The following is an 18679-nucleotide window of genomic DNA, read 5'->3' as shown; positions in this document are numbered from 1 at the left end:
GTTGATAGAATTACAATCTAAAAGCTAACAACCATCAACCATAAACTGACAAACAAAAATAAAATGAATGCAACGAAAAACCATATCGGGGACAATTCAACCTCCCGAAGAAAAAAAACAAAGGCAACTTCACTTACAATTGAGGGAATACGCACAATGGATGCATCAGATAAAAGACAGTTCGGAAGTTCAGAAAGACCAACGGAAATCCGTTCCAATCTCCCAACTTCCAATGCTTTTCTGAGAACCTGCTTTATGCCGAAATTAAAGGAGAATGAAATAACAATAACACAGGGCAAACGTAAGTCTGCTAAAACAGAAAGGGATTTTTATAAGTCCCTTTCTCAATTAGCAAAGCATTATGATATAACCCCAATGCCGACACAGCATTTTAATTATCCATACAATATCAGCCTTGCTTTGAGAGATATTGAAACGCAGTTGAAAACCAAGACTGAAAATTGGCAGAGTGTTAGGCTGATAGAAAAAGGGAGTAAGACTTGCTTTGCAATAGAAGAAAGATGCAACACAGGGGCAACCTTGTTTTATGTTCCCGTCGTACCGCTTTATCAATTGCTCCGCAATAAGGTACACAGAAAAGCAGCTTGCTTACTATTGTCCGTATGCACTTATCTGTATAGAAATGTAGATATTCCATATTACAGACAGGAAGATTCTTATCTCTATTGGAATTACGAAATGCTTACTGATTGGATAGAGCAGGACGAAGAAATAGAAGATAACCACATCTGCAAAAAAGAACTTCAACGGGCGGAAATCAACGGAGATATGATGGGACAAAAAATTTCCAATGCTAAGAATCTTCTTTTTTTTGAGCAACGCTTGAAACGTTTTATACCGAAAAACAGGTTTGATAAAGAATGCCTTCAATTGGCAGAAAAAACCTTTAAACTTTATTGTGATTACCCTAATGAAAGCATTTTCAGAAATGCCCACTATAATAATGCAAACAAGCCCTCAGAAATGGAGGGAGATGACAATTATAATGAGGAAACTGTTATCGCAATGGATAAATATATTTCCTTTTTTGCCGAGAGTGACGGATTGATTTATGATAATCTAACGAGTATGGTCAATAATGAGTTCAACGAATATGCTGAAACACAGCAACCAATGATTTTTAAAACCTTTGACGGAAGTGATATATTGGATAAAAACCTTGATTTTGAAAATCAGTTGTTTAAGGTCTTAAACGAATTGTGCCGATTGCTCAACTAATCTGTGCATACACGGCGCAAATAATTCAATTATAAAAACAAGCTATGAGAAATACAGCCAATACAATTAAGAACGAAGAAACCGACATAACCAATAATTTTGGAACACTTTACTATCCTAAATCAGCACTGGTCTTTTATGAGACAGAAGATTATAATCGCGATGGTTATGTTGAACATTTTGATATTGACCCTAATGGAAACCCTGTCAATGCCCACCCTTTGACTGTAAGGGAGGCACAACGACTCTCCAAATCTTTAAATATTCAAAATAAGAAAGAAAAAGATTTTCTAAGACCAAGTGGTATTATTTCTGAAACTGTACTATTTATAGATACATCGGAAAATGGAAAAGTGGTCTGGTACACAAAAGCACAGGAACGACAGTTACTATTTACCGAAAAGCTTTCCATTCCAAATGGTTTAGCGAATGTGCCACCTTTGCTATGGTGTGCCAATAAGCAGGGAATGAAAATATTCGCATTGGAGACAGACCAACGCCCCAATACAGATACACCACTATTTCACGCTCCGTTCTTTAATGTTTACGAAAGCGGAAGTGTTTGTATGGGAACGGTCGACGTAAACATTAAAAGTTCCGCATCACTCGAAGAGTTTACTAAGAAATGGGAAAACTATTTTTTCAATTCTTATTTCAGCCATTTGGTCAACAGCCATAATCCGATTAAAGGAAACTTGGTAATCCTTTGGAAAAGCCTTATTGATTCAAAAGAGCCGTTTCCGACAGATATTCTAATCAATTCAAATCTAACTTTAAAAAATCTACTCTAATGATACAATCTGAAAAAACAAAAGTCCATTTTACCGATGATAGCCTTTTAAATCCTACCAATCCTGTAATGGTAAACCTCATAGGTGCAGGTGGTACAGGTTCTAAAGTATTGACCGCCTTGATCGAAATGAACCATTCATTGATTGAATTGGGACACGCAGGATTACAGGTGCGGTTGTGGGATGATGATATTGTCACAGAAGCGAATCAAGGCAGACAGCGTTTTGCAGAATGTGAAGTAGGATTACCAAAGGCAGTTGCACTGATAAATCGGGCAAACCGATGGTCTGGAACGAATTGGAAAGCCGAAGTCAGAAAGTTTGAAAGAGATTCTTTAGGAAGAATCCAAGAGAATATGCAGTCCGCAATTTATATGTCGTGTGTTGATAATGTCAAATCACGATTTGAAATTGCTGATATTCTGAATGAATTGAAAGAGGGTAGGAGATTATACAGAAACCAGGCTAAATATTGGATGGATTTTGGCAACAACCGATATTCTGGACAGGTTTTGCTTTCTACAGTTGAGAATATAAAACAACCTGATTCCGAAAAATATCAAACAACGTCGAATCTTCCTTATGTGACGGAAGAATTTGGAGAACTGCTTTTGCAGTCTGAAACGCAAGATGATACACCAAGTTGCAGTTTAGCAGAAGCATTAGAAAAGCAGGATTTGTTTATTAATTCTACATTAGCACAAATGGGATGTTCTCTATTGTGGAACTTGTTTCGCAACGGACTGACTGAAAACAGAGGTTTTTTCCTTAATCTAAAAAATTTCCATTCTCAACTGATAAAAATATAAAAAACCGCCTGACCAAAAGTTGGGCGGCAAAAATGCAATTCCTCCCTGCGGTCGGAAACGTATTTTTGCGGAAAGCGGAACAACCCCATTTCTAAAACAATTCCGGACTTTGGCTTTGGTTTGTTTTAGAAAAAAGGTTGTAAGTATTAACTGACTATAGAAAACTCGTTGTGCATAGTTTCAATTAAGCATTAAAATAGTTAGTTGAAACTATGCACTTTCAGTGCAAGAATTTCAGTTTCTATAAATTTTTTATTCGACACAGATGCACAGATAATAAAATGAATTTTTTAATATTTTATTATCTGTGCATCTGTGGAGTTTTTTAAACGAATTTCATTCGTTGTTCAAATCTATGGACTGAAAGTCCATAGTGGTTTAGTTATTTACAACAAGCATTTCCCTCTTGAATAGGTGGGCACTTTACTGTACCGTAACTACAAAACACGCAACAATCTCCCTTTATAGGTTTTAGAGTTGTTTTGCAACTCTCACACTGATAGAAAAATTGACAAGCATCAGTTGGCATTTCTTCGGATTTCTTATGTCCGCAGGTTGGACAAGTTATTTCGGATATTAAAATGATGTCCATTATGAAATAATTTTGCTTTTTAGTGATTTGTAACCAGTAGAGTTGATAGCTTTTTCGATTTGCTCGATGCTGGTTTGTTTGTTGTCGAACTTTACAATTGCGTTGCCTTTTTCGTAAGAAACAATAACTTCAACAATGCCTTTTAGTTTGCTAATTTCTGTCTTTACATGATGTTCACATCCTGAACAAGTCATTCCTTTAATAGTAAATTCAACTTTCTGAATTTTAGAAGTCGAAGTAACAATTGCCGTGATTTTTGTCTTCGGAACAAAGATGTGAGCATAACTCGGAAATGATAGAAGTAAAACTGATATTACGGTAATACTTCCTAACAATGATTTCGTTTGCATAAAATTTTGTTTTTGATTTGTTTCACAATTACAGTCAATTTGTTGTTGAGGTTTCAGTTTTTGATACCAAGCAAAGCCAAGAACTAAAACAGTCATACCAATAAAATAAGGTCGAAAAGGTTCGAGCCACGAAAAGGTAGAAGCAATTCCGCTTGAACCCGCAACTATAGCCAAAATTGGCGTAATACAGCACAAGGACGAAGCAATTGCTGTCAAAAGTCCTGCACCGATTAATTTTTTTTCTGTTTTCATATTGCTTCCAAAATTTTGTTTTCGTTAAGGATTTTGAAAAAAGGTTTGAGCATTTTTTCATACTCTTTTGCCAACGAATAGAAAATAGTTTGCGCTTGTCTTTCCGTTTCAATGAGTTTTCTGTCTTTGAGTTTTCGCAAGTGCTGAGAAACTGCCGAAATGGTCATACTGAGAATATCGCTTAGGTCGCAAACACAAAGTTTCTTTTCTTCATAAAGAAGAAAAAGTATTTTCAGTCTTACATTGTTACCCGCTAACTCAAGTCCGCTGGATAAATAATCAACTGTCCCTTTGATTTCACTAATCCGGTCTTTGCAACGCATTATCTGCTTAACGTCCGCCTGCTGCCTTATACAAGAAAGATTATCCATAAGTACAAAGATAAGCAAATTGTTTATTTAAGCAAATACTAAAATACAAAAACATCTTTTTATACATTTTCATAAAAGGATAAAAGATTTCCGTATAAGTCTAATGCTGCAAATTCTCTTGTGCCATAATAGGTACTTTCTATCTCTGTTTTTTCATTGTGAAGCACCTCTTTTTCTTTTAGCTCTTTATACAGCTCTTCAACTCCTTTTACTTCAATTCTGCAACTGTGTGTTCCTGCTAAAAAGCTTTCTGCCCCACTACTAATCGGTTTTAGAAATAGAAAAATGCTTTTCCATTTCCAACTATAATTGCAGGAAGCCCACAAATGCAGTTCTATGTTGCCCCGAACCAAAATTGCAAAAGTGTCTTCCTTGTGCCGACAATCAAAACCAAATTTGTCTTTGTAAAATTGAACTGCTTTGTCAATTTCCCTGACAGGAAATGCGGGTGTTGCCTTTATCAGTTCTATCATTGTCATGTGCAATTTTAAATTGTAATATTGTGGTAAATAGTTGAGACAGCTCAAACGGATTGAAAAAACGTTTTCGGTTTCCTGGCTTAGCTGTTTATCCTTTGTTTTAATAATTTAAAGATAACCCAATACCCCAGCCCATATCGCTATCATAATGTGTACGAATACCCACATTTTTATTGATAATATATTTTAGCTCTGTCATATATTCCATATCGGTGTTGACCATAAAACCAGCCCTCAATCTCTTTGTGATGGGAATATCTTCACGCATTAAAGAAAGACGTACAATTCCATCGTGATATACCTCTGCCTGAAAGTTTACTAACATTGGTAATGTGTACATAAAGCCCAAGCTAATAGCTCTACGTGTATCTTTTTCATTTTTCTGTCCGAATAAATTGGTTTCGTGTTCATCCATACCCATTTTACGATACCTCCAATCAAAACCTATAAACGGCATAAACCATTGCATTTTTCCAATGTACCTTCCTAAATGTGTTTCTACTTCATAACCGTGCATATCGTTATAGCCTAATCGCCATTCTGTCCCTAAACTCCATCTTGAATTCTGAAGCATCGCATCACCATCATTTCCATTGCTAGCAAAATCATTCTGAGCCATTAAGTGTGGCATATTGCTTTCTCTTTGCAACATATTATATGCTTGTTTTTTGTTAGGTAAATTCGGATTTTGATAATCGTCAACTGCAAATACCCTGTTCATTCCTGACATCATATGATAAAGGATATGACAGTGGAAAAACCAATCTCCTTCTTCGTTTGCTAAAAACTCAATGGTATCAGTTTCCATTGGCATTATATCTATAACATTTTTTAGTGGTGATTTTTCGCCTTTGCCATTGATTACCCTGAAATCAAAACCGTGCAAGTGCATTGGATGGCGCATCATTGAGTTATTATGAATGGTAATTCGTAGAATTTCTCCTTTTTTCACAGGTATTTTATCAACTTCTGAAAGTATTTTATTATCCATACTCCACACATAACGGTTCATATTTCCGGTAAGGGTAAATTTCAATTCTTTTACTGGCGCATCTTTAGGAAGTTCCGTATTGGAAGGAGATTGTAGCATTGCATAATTCAGCGTTTTGATTTCTCCCAAAGCATTTGCATTGTAACGGTTGGGATCATTTTCCATATTCATATTGTGTTGACTATGGTCTTCTTTTGGTTTTGCCTCTCCAGTAATTTCAGGATACATTACCACGTTCATATCCATTTGGTTCAGGCTCATTTTCATTCCCATATCGTCCAAATCTCCATTCATCTTCATCATATCGTTCATCATCTTCATCCCTTCAAAATATTTTAATTTAGGAAGTGGTGATATTAATTGTTTGATGCCATTGCCCACAAAATAACTTGCGGATTGTGTTCTGTCTTCAGTAGTAGCTAGAAACTGATAAGCAACACCATCTTCAGGAATTGTTACTACAATATCGTAAGTTTCAGAAACCGCAATGATTAATCTATCTACTTCCACAGGTTCTACATCATTACCGTCATTTGCAACTACGGTAATTTTACCGCCTGCATACCGCAACCAAAAATAGGACGAAGCACCACCGTTTGAAACTCGCAATCGTACTTTATCGCCCGCTTTTAGCGTTTTGCCGTCCACCTTTTTTAAATCGGTCGTATGGTTTCCATTGATTAAAATTTTGTCATAATACACATCGCTTACATCCATTGCCAACATCCGTTTCCATTCGTTGGTTAGTTTTGTTTTGAAATGTCCTTCTCTAATAGCTTCTGCATAAGACTGTGTTGCATTTTTTTTAATAGCTGCCCAATCGTTGGCATTATGCAGCATCCTGTTGATGTTGTCGGGATTAAGATTTGTCCACTCGCTTAAAATGATGGGTACAGTCGGCAAATCGTCAATTCCTTTTCTAAAGGTTTTATCATCATCCTTTTTCTTCATTATAAAACTGCCATACATCCCAATTTGCTCCTGCAAACCAGAATGTGAGTGATACCAATGCGTTCCGTGTTGGATAATTGGGAAGCGATAGGTATAGGTTGTGCCTGCCTTAATAGGTTTTTGTGTAAGCCAGGGCACACCATCTTCTTTGTTGGGCAGGAACACTCCGTGCCAATGCAATGAGGTACTTTCTTTTAATTGGTTATGTACAACGATTTCGGCTGTATCGCCTTCGGTAAAAGTGAGCGTTGGCATTGGTATTTGACCATTTACGGAAATGGCTCTTTTTTCTTTGCCTGCGTAGTTTACAAGCGTATCTTTTACATACAACTCGTAACGAACTACTTTTTGTGCAAAGAGAGATTGCGAACATAACAGTATAAAAACTGCTTGCAGCAACCTGATCGTAACATTTTTAGGTATATTCATTTTGATATTTTTTTTCTTGAAACTTAATCCTGCTCTTTTAGCCAATTGGTTAAAACTTTGATTTGCTCATCATTCAGTTTTGTGTTTTTATGCATCATTGTATATGATGCTAAGGGCATTTGTTTAGTTTCGATTTGTTCTTTAATTGAGTTTAATAATCTGTCCTGCTTCCTATTTGAGTATGTACCCCATTCGTTGAAATTCAAATCCTCTTTTGCGTTTTTTATGTGGTTTTCTACTAATGCTCTCATAGGTTGCACATAGTCGTACCAAACATAATTAGTATTGTTACTATGACAATCGTAGCAAGAGGTTTGAAGCATCGCTTTTACTTCAACAGGCATTTTATACGCTTGGGTAAAATCGGTTGTGTAAACCTGCCCTTTATCTACATTAAGGGCAGGCTGATAAAATTGAATAGCAATAAAAATAAACAGCACTATTGTCAACATTATCTTTAATACTCTCTTCATTTTTAGAACTCTTTTTTTACAGAGCCACAGGTAAGCATCTTGCTGCCATAATAAGGATTTTTGATAGTCTTAGCTTCGTTAATCCAAACCGCACCTTTACCATCATTGTACATTGGGCAGTAGTCCTGATATAATTTTTGGGTAGTTCCAAATAATGTGATAAGGTCAGAAACGTCTTTACTTAGCGATGCTAAATGCTCTCTCTGGTGGTCTATTTTACCAGCATTGTCACTAATATGCTCTGCATTTTCTTTGGCATTTTCCGCTATTTCCATATATTCTTTATGTTTATTCGCTGGGATAGCGTTCATATCCACATTTTTTAAGGTAGTAAACAATTGCTTTCCTGCATTAGCCGCTGCTTTGTCATTATCTGCAACAAGTGCATTTTTTAAAGCCAAATAATCCTTAATTATAGGTGCGACAGTAAACTTTTGAGCTTGCTTCACATCGGACTTTTCTGCCTCTTGAGAAGATGTATCCGTTGAAGTAACAGTTGCTACCGTATCATTGTGTGTAGGTGATTGTAACTCCGGAGTTGCAGCAATTGTTGTGCTATCATTAGCTTGCTGGTCGCTATTTTTATTTGAAGATTGATTGCAGGAAATTGTTACCGCTGCAACTGTTACTAATGTAATGATTGAGAAAATTATATTTTTCATTTTATTTATTTTTGATATTATTGAAGAAATTTGTCTTATTTATTTGTTTTCAAATTCATTTAGCTTACGCTTCATAAATTCGATTTCTTGTGCCTGTGTTTCCAGTATGTTTTTTTGTAACTGTATCAATTCGGGGTCGGTAAGCTTAGCTTTTTCAGACATCAATACTGCTGCTGCGTGATGCGGTATCATACCTTTTACAAACTCTTTATTTCCCACAAATAATTGCTCCCGAATACCAAACCAAGAAAAGATACCAATCGCAAGGGAAACCGTTATGATTGCCCAGTTGATTTTTTTGCTTTCATACATTCCTTTCATTATCAATAGTTCTATAATCAACATTGCAGAAACCATCAGCAAAGTCATATACAAATTATTGATGTTCAGGATAAGGTTCTGTAAGCCGTCAATCATAGCATACATAATGAAGTACATAGCTATGAACATAGCAACAGCCATTACAGCAAAGCGTTTGTACATTGCTAAAGAGTGATTAGTATTATGCTTTTCATTCTTATGGTTATGTTGCATTTCGTGTTGGTTTTCCATACTTTCCATAACAATAGCGTTTTATTTGTTATTAATAGTTTCCTGTACGCTACCGCAAGTAAGCATTTTGGAGCCGTAATACGGGTTTTTAATTGCTTCTTCTTTGCTTAGCCAATTTGCTCCTTTACCATTATTGTACATTGGGCAATGTTGATAATAAACAGGTGTTTCTTGTTTTGAAACTTTGGCTAATTCGTACATATTATTAGCCAGTAAAGCGAAAATTTCTCTTTGTTTGGTAACATCTTTTGCTATAGCAATTTTTTCTGCATTAGCAGTTAAATCTTTCATTACTTTCATCCAAACGGTATGTTCTTCGTTGGAAAGTTTTGTCATTTCTACTGCTTTAATGGCTTTTACCAATTCGGTAGCTTTTGCGGAAGAAGTACCTGCATCAGTTTTTACCAACGCATCTTTCACTGAAAAATAGTTATTGAAAACGGCTTTTAATTGCGGTACATTTTGTGTTTCAGTGGTATTTTTTTGAGCCATATCGCTTTGGTTATGGTTGGCGTGTTCATTTTTCATATCCATACCTGCATCTCTGGTTTTTGCAACTGGTTTTAGTTCCCTTTTATACTGGCAACAGTCGGATAATTTTGCATATACATCATCTGGAGCCAAAAATTTCTCACTGTCATAACCTGCTAAGGCAATGCGTTTCAATATTTCGTCCTGATTTGTTTTTTTACCATCATAGTTGAGTGTAGCAATCTTGGTATCTTTATTCCAATCTACCGTGGCTACATTTTTTAAATTTCCTGCTTTTTCGATGGTTGTTTTACACATTTCGCAGTTGCCATATATTTTTACAGTTTCTGTTTTTGCATTTTTGATTTGTGCAAAACTGTTTACGGCTGATAGTAATACGATGATTACCATCAATATTTTTGATATTGATTTCATTTTTATTTTTTTTAATTTAATAAGATATACGAAGAGTTTGCGAAAACTGGATTCAGCTTTCGACAAGGCACACGTATGGCTAACAAGCCATCGTTTTAGCTTATTTTAGGTGGTTGCCAAATGGAAGAGTAGCCTGAAGAATAGTAGGCTTCTTTGAAACCGAATTTTTGCTTTTTAATTTCAGCAAAAGGGTTAGCTGTTTTTAAATCTATTGGTATTGGTAAGCTTACAGAAGATGAAGAAGTGCTACATCCACATGAACTGTGCTTACAATTGCCGTCGCAGTCGTGACCATTTTTGCATTTTTTACAGGACTTGTCCTTGCAACTGCTTTTATGTTCTGCTTTTGCAGATTGATCTTTTGAGCAGGACTTTTGCTCTGTCTTAGTTGTTTTTTTTGCACAAGCATAGCTTATGCTTGGCATTAGGAAAAAGCCCAAACATAGTAAGATGACAAAGCTGATATGTTTACTCAAATTTTTCAACACTACAAAATTATGAAATTATTTCTTTTAATTGCTATATTTTGCACTTTCGTGAACTGCAAACACAGAATTATAGATAAAATATCTAAATCACTAGTCTGCATAGTCCTTTTTATGCTTATTAAAATAAATATACAGTTAATTACCTAAAGTGTTTGTTATAAGTTAAATAACTAAACAGGTTATTAGGATAAGGAAATTATCTTTGTTTAATGGTTCTATCTTAAAACCTGCTTTCTGTACAGTTTCAATTACCTGTTCTTGTGTAATTCCTTCTGATTTTACGGTAAGCACCTTGTCTTTAGTTGTATCTACTTCCCAATGGCATATTATACCATGGTATTATCCAAATGAGGTTTTACAGATGCTACACATCCACCACAGTTAATATTTGTTTTGAATCGTAAGTCTTGATTATTCTTTTCCATTTTGTTTATTGAATAATTCATTTAAAGTTTAAAACTGCGTAATCGCAATGCATTTACGATTACCGATACAGAACTTAAAGACATTGCTAAAGCTGCAATCATTGGAGATAATAAAATTCCGAAAAACGGATATAAAATACCTGCTGCAATTGGAACACCAAGCACATTGTAGAAAAAGGCAAAGAATAAATTTTGCTTGATGTTTTTCATAACAGCATGGCTCAAATTTTTTGCTTTAACGATACCTAATAAATCGCCTTTTACTAAAGTTATTTTGGCACTTTCTATGGCTACATCAGTTCCAGTTCCCATAGCTATTCCGATATTGGCTTGTGCTAATGCCGGAGCATCATTTATACCATCACCAGCCATAGCTACAATTTTCCCTTCTGCTTGTAAACGTTTAATTTCGTTGAGTTTATCTTCGGGTAAGCATCCTGCTTTATAGGAAGATAAACCTAATTCATCCGCTACTGCTTTGGCTGTATTAACATTGTCGCCAGTAAGCATAATTACTTCTACACCTTGGAGCATTAGTTCTTTTATCGCTGCTGCACTCGAAGTTTTTATCGCATCGGTAATTGAAACAAAACCAACTGTAACATCATCAACAGCAATGTAAGAAACCGTTTTACCAAGTTTTTGTTCTGCAATAATTTTGGTTTCTAAATCGTTAGAAATAGTTGCCTTAACCTGTTCCATTAGTTTTTTATTGCCTAATGCTACTTTTCTATTGGTAACCGTTCCTGTAACTCCTTTTCCTGTAACATTTTCAAAATCTTTGACTCCAATTAATGAAATAGATTTTGTTTTGGCATAATTGACTACTGCTTGTGCCAATGGATGTTCACTGTATTGGTTTAAGGAAGCTATATTTTGCAATAAATCATCCTCGTTATTAGTTGATGCGTAAATTTTTTCTACAGAAGGTTTTCCCTCAGTTAGCGTTCCTGTTTTATCTGTTATTAAAACATCCACCTTATTCATATTTTCTAAGGCTTCGGCATTTTTAATTAATACTCCAGATTGTGCTCCTTTGCCCACACCCACCATCACAGACATCGGCGTGGCTAAACCTAAAGCACAAGGACAAGCTATGATTAAAACTGCAATGGCATTTATAAATCCATAAACCTTCGCTGGTTCTGGACCAAATAGTGCCCAAACAAAAAAGGTAATTACTGAAATGATTACTACAATGGGTACAAAATATTTAGAAATACTATCGGCTAATTTTTGAATGGGTGCTCTTGAACGAGAAGCATCGTTAACCATTTGTACAATTTGAGAAAGTAATGTTTCAGAACCTACTTTTTCGGCCATCATTACAAATGATTTGTTCCCGTTGATTGTTCCCGAAATTACATTATCGTCTTTCTTTTTGTCAACGGGAATTGGTTCTCCTGTAATCATTGCTTCATCAATACTGCTTTCACCATCGGTTATTTTTCCGTCAACTGGAATTTTATCTCCTGGTTTTACGCGTAATAAATCACCTTTCTTAATATCATGAATGGAAATCACTTTATCGCCCCCTTCACCAATCAAAGTAGCTTCGGTTGGTGCTAATTGTAATAACGCTTTTATAGCTCCACTGGTTTGGCTATGTGCTCTTGCTTCTAACAATTGTCCCAACAAGACCAGTGTAATGATTACTGTTGCTGCTTCAAAATAAAGATGAATGGTTCCGTGTTCGGTTTTAAATTCTTCCGGAAAGATATTCGGAATCAGCATTCCTACAATACTAAACAAAAATGCAACTCCAGTTCCTATTCCGATAAGGGTAAACATATTTAGATTCCAAGTGATTATGGATTTCCAAGCTCGTACAAAAAACATCCAACCAGCATAGAAAACAACAGGAATTGAAAACAGAAATTGCACCCAGTTCCACATGTTGCTGTCCATTATTTGAAATAACGGATTGTTATGTACCATTTCCATCATGGCAATAATAAAAATTGGCACCGTAAAGAGGGTTGCAATTTTCATTTTTTTAAGCAAATCCAGATAGGTTTTTTTTTCTTCGGAATCGCTTGGTTCCATGGGTACTAAATCCATTCCGCATATAGGACATGAACCCGGACTATCTTGAATAACTTCGGGATGCATTGGGCAGGTGTACATCGTTTTCTTTACATTCAATTCTGCTTCTTTTACCAAATGCATTCCACAAACAGGGCAATCGCCAGCTTTATCATAAGTTTTATCGCCTTCACAATGCATTGGACAATAGTATTTGCCTTTTATATTGCTAGTCACTTCGATTGTTTTTTTATCATCGTGAGAATGAGCAGAGCAGCAGGATTTTGCCACTGGTTCATTTGTCGTGGTATGTTGTGGGCTTTTGTTATTGCTCATTTCTATGGTATATTTTCCAACAGCGGTTAATGCTTTTTGCAATTGTGTAGTTGGAATGTGTTTATCCATTGTCAGGGTAGCTGAGTTTTCATCTTTTGAAACTTCAACATTTGTCACATTTTCAACCTTTAATAAAGCTGATTTCACCTTTGCTTCGCAACCTCCACAGGTCATACCTGTTACTTGATATTTGTGTACCATTTTGTATGAGTTTTATGATACAAAGTTCCGTATTGTTTCCATTTTTTCGTTGTGGAATTTTGGGAATGATTTGTAAGATTTACTTAGACCTTATCCAAAGGTTTTCTTTTATCCTCTCGTATTCGCTTGAAATAACTTGGGGTAAGTCCTGTTACCTTTTTGAATTGGTTGCTTAAATAGGCTACACTTGAGTAATTTAAACGGAAAGCAATTTCACTCAAAGATAGTTCATCATATACCAATAATTCTTTTACCTTCTCTATTTTTTGGGCAATAAAATATTTTTCGATAGTAGTGCCTTCAATTTCTGAAAATAAATTAGAGAGATAATTATAGTCGTGGTGTATCTTGCTATTTAAAACATCCGACAAATTGTATTTTGTTTCGCCATCCTGATGATGAACGAGGTCAATAATAATATTTTTTATTTTTTCTATAATTCGGCTTTTTTTATCATCTATTAATTCAAAACCTAATACAGTCAGTGCTTGCACTAAATTGGTTTTAACGTTTTCAGCTAATTCTTTATCCAAGGTAACTTCTCCCAGCTTTATATTTTTCACAGTCAATCCAAGCTTCTCCAATTCATTCTGCACTACCATAATACAACGGTTGCAAACCATATTTTTTATAAAGAGTGTTGTCATATATTTTGTGCTTTATTTGAAATTAGCTTAAAATAAGCTCTATAAAATTACAATTAATATTTTCTTGTAATTGTAGAACAGTTGTCAATTGATGTATTTATCCACTGCGTTGTCCAATTCTTCATTTTTAATATTGCTTAAATTTATATCTGCCAAATGGAAAACTGGTCAAGTAGTTTGCTGACTTTCTTTATATCATTTCTTTATTCAAAGCATCAATGAGCATTTTGGTCATAATATTTCTTCTTTAGCCACAAACTTGCACGTACCAATAATATCAGTACAGGAACTTCCACCAATGGGCCGATAACGCCCACAAATGCCTGTGGCGAATGAATACCGAAAACCGATATTGCTACGGCTATTGCCAATTCAAAATTGTTTCCTGTGGCTGTAAATGCGATGGATGCGTTTTTATCGTAAGGAACTTTAAGAGATTTATTGATAAAGAAGCTCACGAAAAACATAAGTATAAAATAGATGATTAACGGTATTGCTACTTTTACTACATCCATTGGCAACTCTACTATTTTATCGCCTTTCAGACTGAACATCAATACTATAGTAAACAGTAAAGCATACAATGTAATGGGCGATATTTTGGGTACAAATTTCCGGTTATACCATTCTATACCTTTTGATTTTACAAGGATGTATCGGCTTAAAAAACCTGCCAAGAAAGGAATACCTAAATATATCAATACGCTTTCGGTAACATCTTTCATTGATACGCTTACATTGAAATTGGCTAATACTAATTTTGCAGGTAATACGTTGATGAATAACCATACTAAAAAACTGTAAGTAAATATCTGGAAGATACTGTTTAATGCAACTAACATAGCTGTATATTCTCTGTTTGCTTTAGCTAAATCACTCCAAACGATTACCATTGCGATACATCTTGCCAAACCTATCAGTATCAAACCTGTCATATAATCGGGTTCATTCCTTAAAAATAAAACGGCTAACCCGAACATTAGCACTGTACCGATAACCCAATTCAGCAATAAGGATATACCAATTACTTTTTTATCCTTAAACGCCATAGGCAATAATGAATAATCAACCTTTGCTAATGGCGGATACATCATCAATATTAAACCTATTGCCAACGGAATATTTGTAGTGCCTACGGATAGCGCATTTGTAATTTTTGAAATACCGGGAAAAATATATCCCAATCCTATACCTACTGCCATTGCAAGGAATATCCATAAGGTAAGGTATCTGTCTAAGAATTTTAGTTTTGGTTGCATCGGCTACATTTTAATCATTGAAAAAACATAGAACATTTCCGTTGCTATCTGTAAACTTCTATCAGCATAGACCTTTGATTGTTCCGGTGTATTGTCTGAAATTTTAGGGTCTTCAAATGTGATAGGTATTCTCTTTTCTGCTCCTGCAATAAAAGGGCATCCGCCGTCTGCCTGTGAACAGGTCATAATAGCTGCAAACGCTGATACAGGATTGAAAGGGCTATCATATTTTTTGGAGAAACCAACAATCGGCAAAGAATTATCACTATACTTTATGGCATATACAGGATTGTCGGTATCTGCTATTTTGAAAATACTTAATCCCTGATGTGTCAATGCTTCTGCCACTTTCGGGAATAATGCCGTTTCTTCTGTACCACCCGAATAACAATGTACCTTTGGGATAACATAGTGTGCTGCTGCTACCTGTGCCCAAACCTGCGATAAATGGCTTCTTCGGGAATTGTGGGTACAAATGAAGTTGATACTTATTTCCTGACTATTGTTTACTTTTTGCTGTACAAAATCTATCAGTGGTCGTAATATATTTTTGCGTTCTTCACTGATGTTTTGAAAAGTAGTAACATTGTTTATTGTTTCAACTAAATTCTTATACATTTTGATTGATTTAAAGGGTTTAACAACATCCTGAATTAGGTGTGCAGGAAGCATTATTCAACGCTGATAATTTTATTTTTTGCTTTTCGACAGGAATACCGCAAGCATCCTGAGCAAGACAAGCTGTTGTTTTACTTTTCAGTACGAATGTTTTTCCGTTGAAATCCAAATCATATTTCCCGATAGTATCAATTTGATATTCTACTTCAATTTCGGCATCTTCCATACCTAATTTTTCTTCGGATAGTTTGATGATATTTAATAGTTTGGTTGGCTTCAATCTATGTTCGTAATCGTCAGCATTCCATAATTGGAAATTGACAACTTTTTCATTGCGGATTACACCACCACAATCAATAAAAATTTTATTGATTTGCCCAACTTCGGTAACGTGGAAATGTTCGGGAACAAACGTTCCGTTCTCTAATTGAAATTCAACATGCTCTAATGTTGGTAAGATTTCTTTGATTTTTGATAGTTTCATAATTTCATTATTTAATTGTTATATTGCATTATTACGATTGATTTGGTTAAAATAAATGCTTAGCAACATTTATCAATACCTATATCGTCAACAAAGAAAGTATTGAGTTCCTTCTTAATCTGCTGCCAGACATTTTCATCAATGCAGTAGCATACACTGGTTCCCTCTATATTTCCTTTGATAATACCAATGTTTTTTAGTTCTTTCAAATGCTGCGAAATGGTAGCTTGTGCCAATCCCAATTCCTCTACCAAGTCATTACAAATACAGGCATTTTGTTTAATGATATATTGCAGGATAGCTATGCGTGCAGGATGAGCCAATGCCTTTAGCGAAGTTGCTAAACGGTTCTGCTGTTCCGTGTATATTTCAGTTTTTGTAACTCCCATTTTTATCAAAAATTATACATCGCAATATTACGATTAATATTTTAACTACCAAAATTGTTTAAAAAAATATTTAGTGAAGTTTACCCCTGTTGCACCAAATGTTGCAAATTCGGATCATTTTTTTTATCCGCTCTTTTTCATTTTCAATAATATTTACAATGTTTATTTTTATCTGGCGGTAATTCAGTAAAGATATCCTGTTGTTGATTTCCGGGCAATGATGGCGGTTGCTTTTAGGGTTGGTTTTGTTGGATGTCCTTTCAAAGCCACTTCGCTTTTTTGCAAAACGCAATTCCAAAGTCTAAAGTCCTACGTTTTTCCGAACAAAAAAGCTTTGAGGGGATGTCAGGTTCTCTTCCCTTTTTTAATTTGACGGAATGTATTGTGAACTCTGCTGTAGCTTTCCCTGCAAACTGTATAAAAAGGATTATACTAGTCATCAACCTGCATAAAATAAATACAGCTTTAAATTCATACCTGTGTAAATAAGATACAGATCATCATCATAAAATAGAATCATGCCGATCATCAAACCTGCGTAATACACATACAGCTGGAGTTCATACCTGCGTAAATCATATACAGGTCACCTGCTTAAGATAAGTACAGGTCAAAATCCTTACGATTTGATCTACAATACGATAGATAAATTATCACTTTGAAAGGATTTATTATTTACTTTCGTATGCTCAGACTTCACTTCCACACATTTCCAATAAAAACAATAAAAGAATCAAAACTGCTGATTATCAATACTATTAATCGTTTTTCAGAACTCCGAAAAATAAGCGGCTTTTTTTGAGCAAGATGTGTCTTTGTATATACAAACTTTCCAAGTTTTATATCCAAAGACGATCTTGCCTTTTTTGCAAAAAGGGGAAAAAACTGCGGAACTTGTTTTTTAATGTTTCAGCTAATATTTTGTTTAAGAATAATATTTTCTTTTTAACCATATACTAACCCTAACCAATAAAATTAATACCGGGACTTCCACCAATGGTCCGATTACACCTACAAATGCTTGTGAAGAATGGATTCCAAAAACTGCTATAGAAACAGCAATAGATAATTCAAAATTGTTTCCTGTTGCCGTAAATGCGATAGATGCATTTTTGTCATAAGGCACTTTCAAGGCCTTACTAATGAAAAAACTGATGAAGAATGTGAGAACAAAGTAAATAACTAACGGGATGGCTACTTTAACAACGTCCATTGGTAACTCTAAAATCTTATCTCCCTTCAAACTGAACATCAATACTATAGTAAACAGCAAAGCGTACAATGTTACAGGTGAAATAGCCGGAATGAATTTTCTATTGAACCATTCTTTTCCTTTAAATTTAATCAGGAAGTAACGGCTCAAAAATCCTGCAATAAATGGAATTCCTAAATAAATGAATACACTCTCGGCAACATCTTTCATTGGTACCGCAATGTTAAAATTTCCTAAGCCTAGTTTTTGTGGTAGTACATTTATGAAAAGCCAAACATAAAAACTATAAAACACCAATTGGAAAATACTGTTTAATGCGATCAGCAGAGCTGCGTACTCCCGATTACCTTTTGCTAAATCGTTCCATACAATTACCATTGCAATACATCTTGCTAGACCGATCAAAATTAGACCAATCATATAGTCTGGCTCATCCCGTAGAAAAATGATAGCTAATACAAACATTAAAATCGGGCTGATAATCCAATTTAGTAGTAATGATACCGACATTACTTTTTTGTCTTTAAAAGCCATTGGTAATAGAGTATAATCCACTTTTGCCAAAGGTGGATACATCATCAAAATCAAGCCTATTGCTAAGGGAATATTAGTCGTGCCAACAGACAAAGAATTTGTGACAGTAGAAATATCAGGAAAGAAATATCCTAACCCAACGCCCAAAAGCATTGCTAAAAAAATCCATAGGGTAAGAAAGCGGTCGAGGAATTTTAGTTTTGGTTGCATCGT

20 protein-coding genes and 1 pseudogene are annotated in these 18679 nt (G+C 35.1%); 3 read left to right on the top strand and 18 right to left on the bottom strand.

Annotated elements, in window-relative coordinates; translation table 11 throughout:
- Nucleotides 1-63: 63 nt before the first annotated feature.
- From U9K52_RS05715 to U9K52_RS05705, 3 genes are read left to right on the top strand one after another with little or no spacing between them, the layout of a single operon-like run.
- Nucleotides 64-1239: a hypothetical protein gene (locus U9K52_RS05715; protein ID WP_034741379.1), complete on the top strand. Its 1176-nt coding sequence runs from the start codon at nt 64-66 to the stop codon at nt 1237-1239.
- Nucleotides 1240-1283: 44 nt separating this feature from the next.
- Nucleotides 1284-2030, top strand: coding sequence for a PRTRC system protein B (locus tag U9K52_RS05710; protein ID WP_051259640.1), 747 nt, complete (start codon nt 1284-1286; stop codon nt 2028-2030).
- 2 nt (nt 2031-2032) lie between these two features.
- Nucleotides 2033-2839 carry a PRTRC system ThiF family protein gene (locus U9K52_RS05705; RefSeq protein WP_028122595.1) on the top strand — a complete coding sequence of 269 codons (807 nt, stop codon included), beginning with the start codon at nt 2033-2035 and terminating at the stop codon, nt 2837-2839.
- Nucleotides 2840-3221: 382 nt separating this feature from the next.
- Here the strand turns inward: U9K52_RS05705 and U9K52_RS05700 are convergent, their stop codons facing one another.
- The 18 genes and pseudogenes from U9K52_RS05700 to arsB (U9K52_RS05620) form a co-directional block, all read right to left on the bottom strand.
- Nucleotides 3222-3431 carry a GDCCVxC domain-containing (seleno)protein gene (locus tag U9K52_RS05700; RefSeq protein ID WP_072410579.1) on the bottom strand — a complete coding sequence of 70 codons (210 nt, stop codon included), beginning with the start codon at nt 3429-3431 and terminating at the stop codon, nt 3222-3224.
- Nucleotides 3431-4033, bottom strand: a complete 603-nt coding sequence (gene merTP / locus U9K52_RS05695) for a mercuric transport protein MerTP (RefSeq protein ID WP_028122596.1) — start codon at nt 4031-4033, stop codon at nt 3431-3433. The genes U9K52_RS05700 and merTP overlap by 1 nt, the downstream gene beginning before the upstream one ends.
- Nucleotides 4030-4404 carry an ArsR/SmtB family transcription factor gene (locus tag U9K52_RS05690; protein WP_027381139.1) on the bottom strand — a complete coding sequence of 125 codons (375 nt, stop codon included), beginning with the start codon at nt 4402-4404 and terminating at the stop codon, nt 4030-4032. The genes merTP and U9K52_RS05690 overlap by 4 nt, the downstream gene beginning before the upstream one ends.
- A 59-nt stretch (nt 4405-4463) precedes the next feature.
- Nucleotides 4464-4877, bottom strand: coding sequence for a bleomycin resistance protein (locus tag U9K52_RS05685; RefSeq protein WP_198417452.1), 414 nt, complete (start codon nt 4875-4877; stop codon nt 4464-4466).
- Nucleotides 4878-4983: 106 nt separating this feature from the next.
- Nucleotides 4984-7254: a multicopper oxidase family protein gene (locus U9K52_RS05680; RefSeq protein ID WP_034742681.1), complete on the bottom strand. Its 2271-nt coding sequence runs from the start codon at nt 7252-7254 to the stop codon at nt 4984-4986.
- 23 nt (nt 7255-7277) lie between these two features.
- Nucleotides 7278-7727: a heme-binding domain-containing protein gene (locus tag U9K52_RS05675; protein WP_034741374.1), complete on the bottom strand. Its 450-nt coding sequence runs from the start codon at nt 7725-7727 to the stop codon at nt 7278-7280.
- Between the two features lie 2 nt (nt 7728-7729).
- Nucleotides 7730-8389: a DUF3347 domain-containing protein gene (locus tag U9K52_RS05670; RefSeq protein WP_034741371.1), complete on the bottom strand. Its 660-nt coding sequence runs from the start codon at nt 8387-8389 to the stop codon at nt 7730-7732.
- 39 nt (nt 8390-8428) lie between these two features.
- Nucleotides 8429-8950, bottom strand: coding sequence for a DUF305 domain-containing protein (locus U9K52_RS05665; RefSeq protein WP_034741369.1), 522 nt, complete (start codon nt 8948-8950; stop codon nt 8429-8431).
- A 12-nt stretch (nt 8951-8962) separates the two neighbouring features.
- Entirely contained in the window at nt 8963-9847 is an 885-nt protein-coding gene (locus U9K52_RS05660; protein ID WP_034741366.1) for a DUF3347 domain-containing protein, read from the bottom strand.
- Nucleotides 9848-10073: 226 nt separating this feature from the next.
- A complete protein-coding gene (locus tag U9K52_RS05655) occupies nt 10074-10256 on the bottom strand; it encodes a hypothetical protein (RefSeq protein ID WP_028122604.1) in 183 nt (60 codons plus the stop codon).
- 241 nt (nt 10257-10497) lie between these two features.
- Nucleotides 10498-10760, bottom strand: a pseudogene (locus tag U9K52_RS21275) (heavy-metal-associated domain-containing protein).
- Between the two features lie 21 nt (nt 10761-10781).
- Complete coding sequence (locus U9K52_RS05650) at nt 10782-13322, bottom strand: heavy metal translocating P-type ATPase (protein WP_034741361.1); 2541 nt, start codon at nt 13320-13322, stop codon at nt 10782-10784.
- A gap of 83 nt (nt 13323-13405) precedes the next feature.
- The gene (locus U9K52_RS05645; RefSeq protein ID WP_028122606.1) at nt 13406-13969 is read right to left on the bottom strand and encodes a helix-turn-helix domain-containing protein; all 564 of its coding nucleotides are present in this window, start codon (nt 13967-13969) and stop codon (nt 13406-13408) included.
- Between the two features lie 215 nt (nt 13970-14184).
- Entirely contained in the window at nt 14185-15228 is a 1044-nt protein-coding gene (arsB, locus tag U9K52_RS05640; RefSeq protein ID WP_034741357.1) for an ACR3 family arsenite efflux transporter, read from the bottom strand.
- Between the two features lie 3 nt (nt 15229-15231).
- Nucleotides 15232-15846 (bottom strand): low molecular weight phosphatase family protein, encoded by a 615-nt coding sequence (locus U9K52_RS05635; protein WP_034741354.1) that lies wholly within the window; start codon nt 15844-15846, stop codon nt 15232-15234.
- Nucleotides 15847-15865: 19 nt separating this feature from the next.
- A complete protein-coding gene (locus tag U9K52_RS05630; RefSeq protein ID WP_028122608.1) occupies nt 15866-16330 on the bottom strand; it encodes a DUF6428 family protein in 465 nt (154 codons plus the stop codon).
- A 59-nt stretch (nt 16331-16389) separates the two neighbouring features.
- Nucleotides 16390-16719, bottom strand: coding sequence for an ArsR/SmtB family transcription factor (locus U9K52_RS05625; RefSeq protein ID WP_028122609.1), 330 nt, complete (start codon nt 16717-16719; stop codon nt 16390-16392).
- Nucleotides 16720-17644: 925 nt separating this feature from the next.
- Nucleotides 17645-18676 carry an ACR3 family arsenite efflux transporter gene (arsB, locus tag U9K52_RS05620; protein WP_116035077.1) on the bottom strand — a complete coding sequence of 344 codons (1032 nt, stop codon included), beginning with the start codon at nt 18674-18676 and terminating at the stop codon, nt 17645-17647.
- Between the last annotated feature and the right edge of the window lie 3 nt (nt 18677-18679).

It is taken from the genome of Chryseobacterium sp. MHB01, assembly GCF_034651565.1.
Lineage (GTDB): Bacteria > Bacteroidota > Bacteroidia > Flavobacteriales > Weeksellaceae > Chryseobacterium > Chryseobacterium nepalense.
The sequence above is the reverse complement of the archived record's forward strand: the minus strand, read 5'-3'. Positions and strand labels throughout refer to the sequence as shown.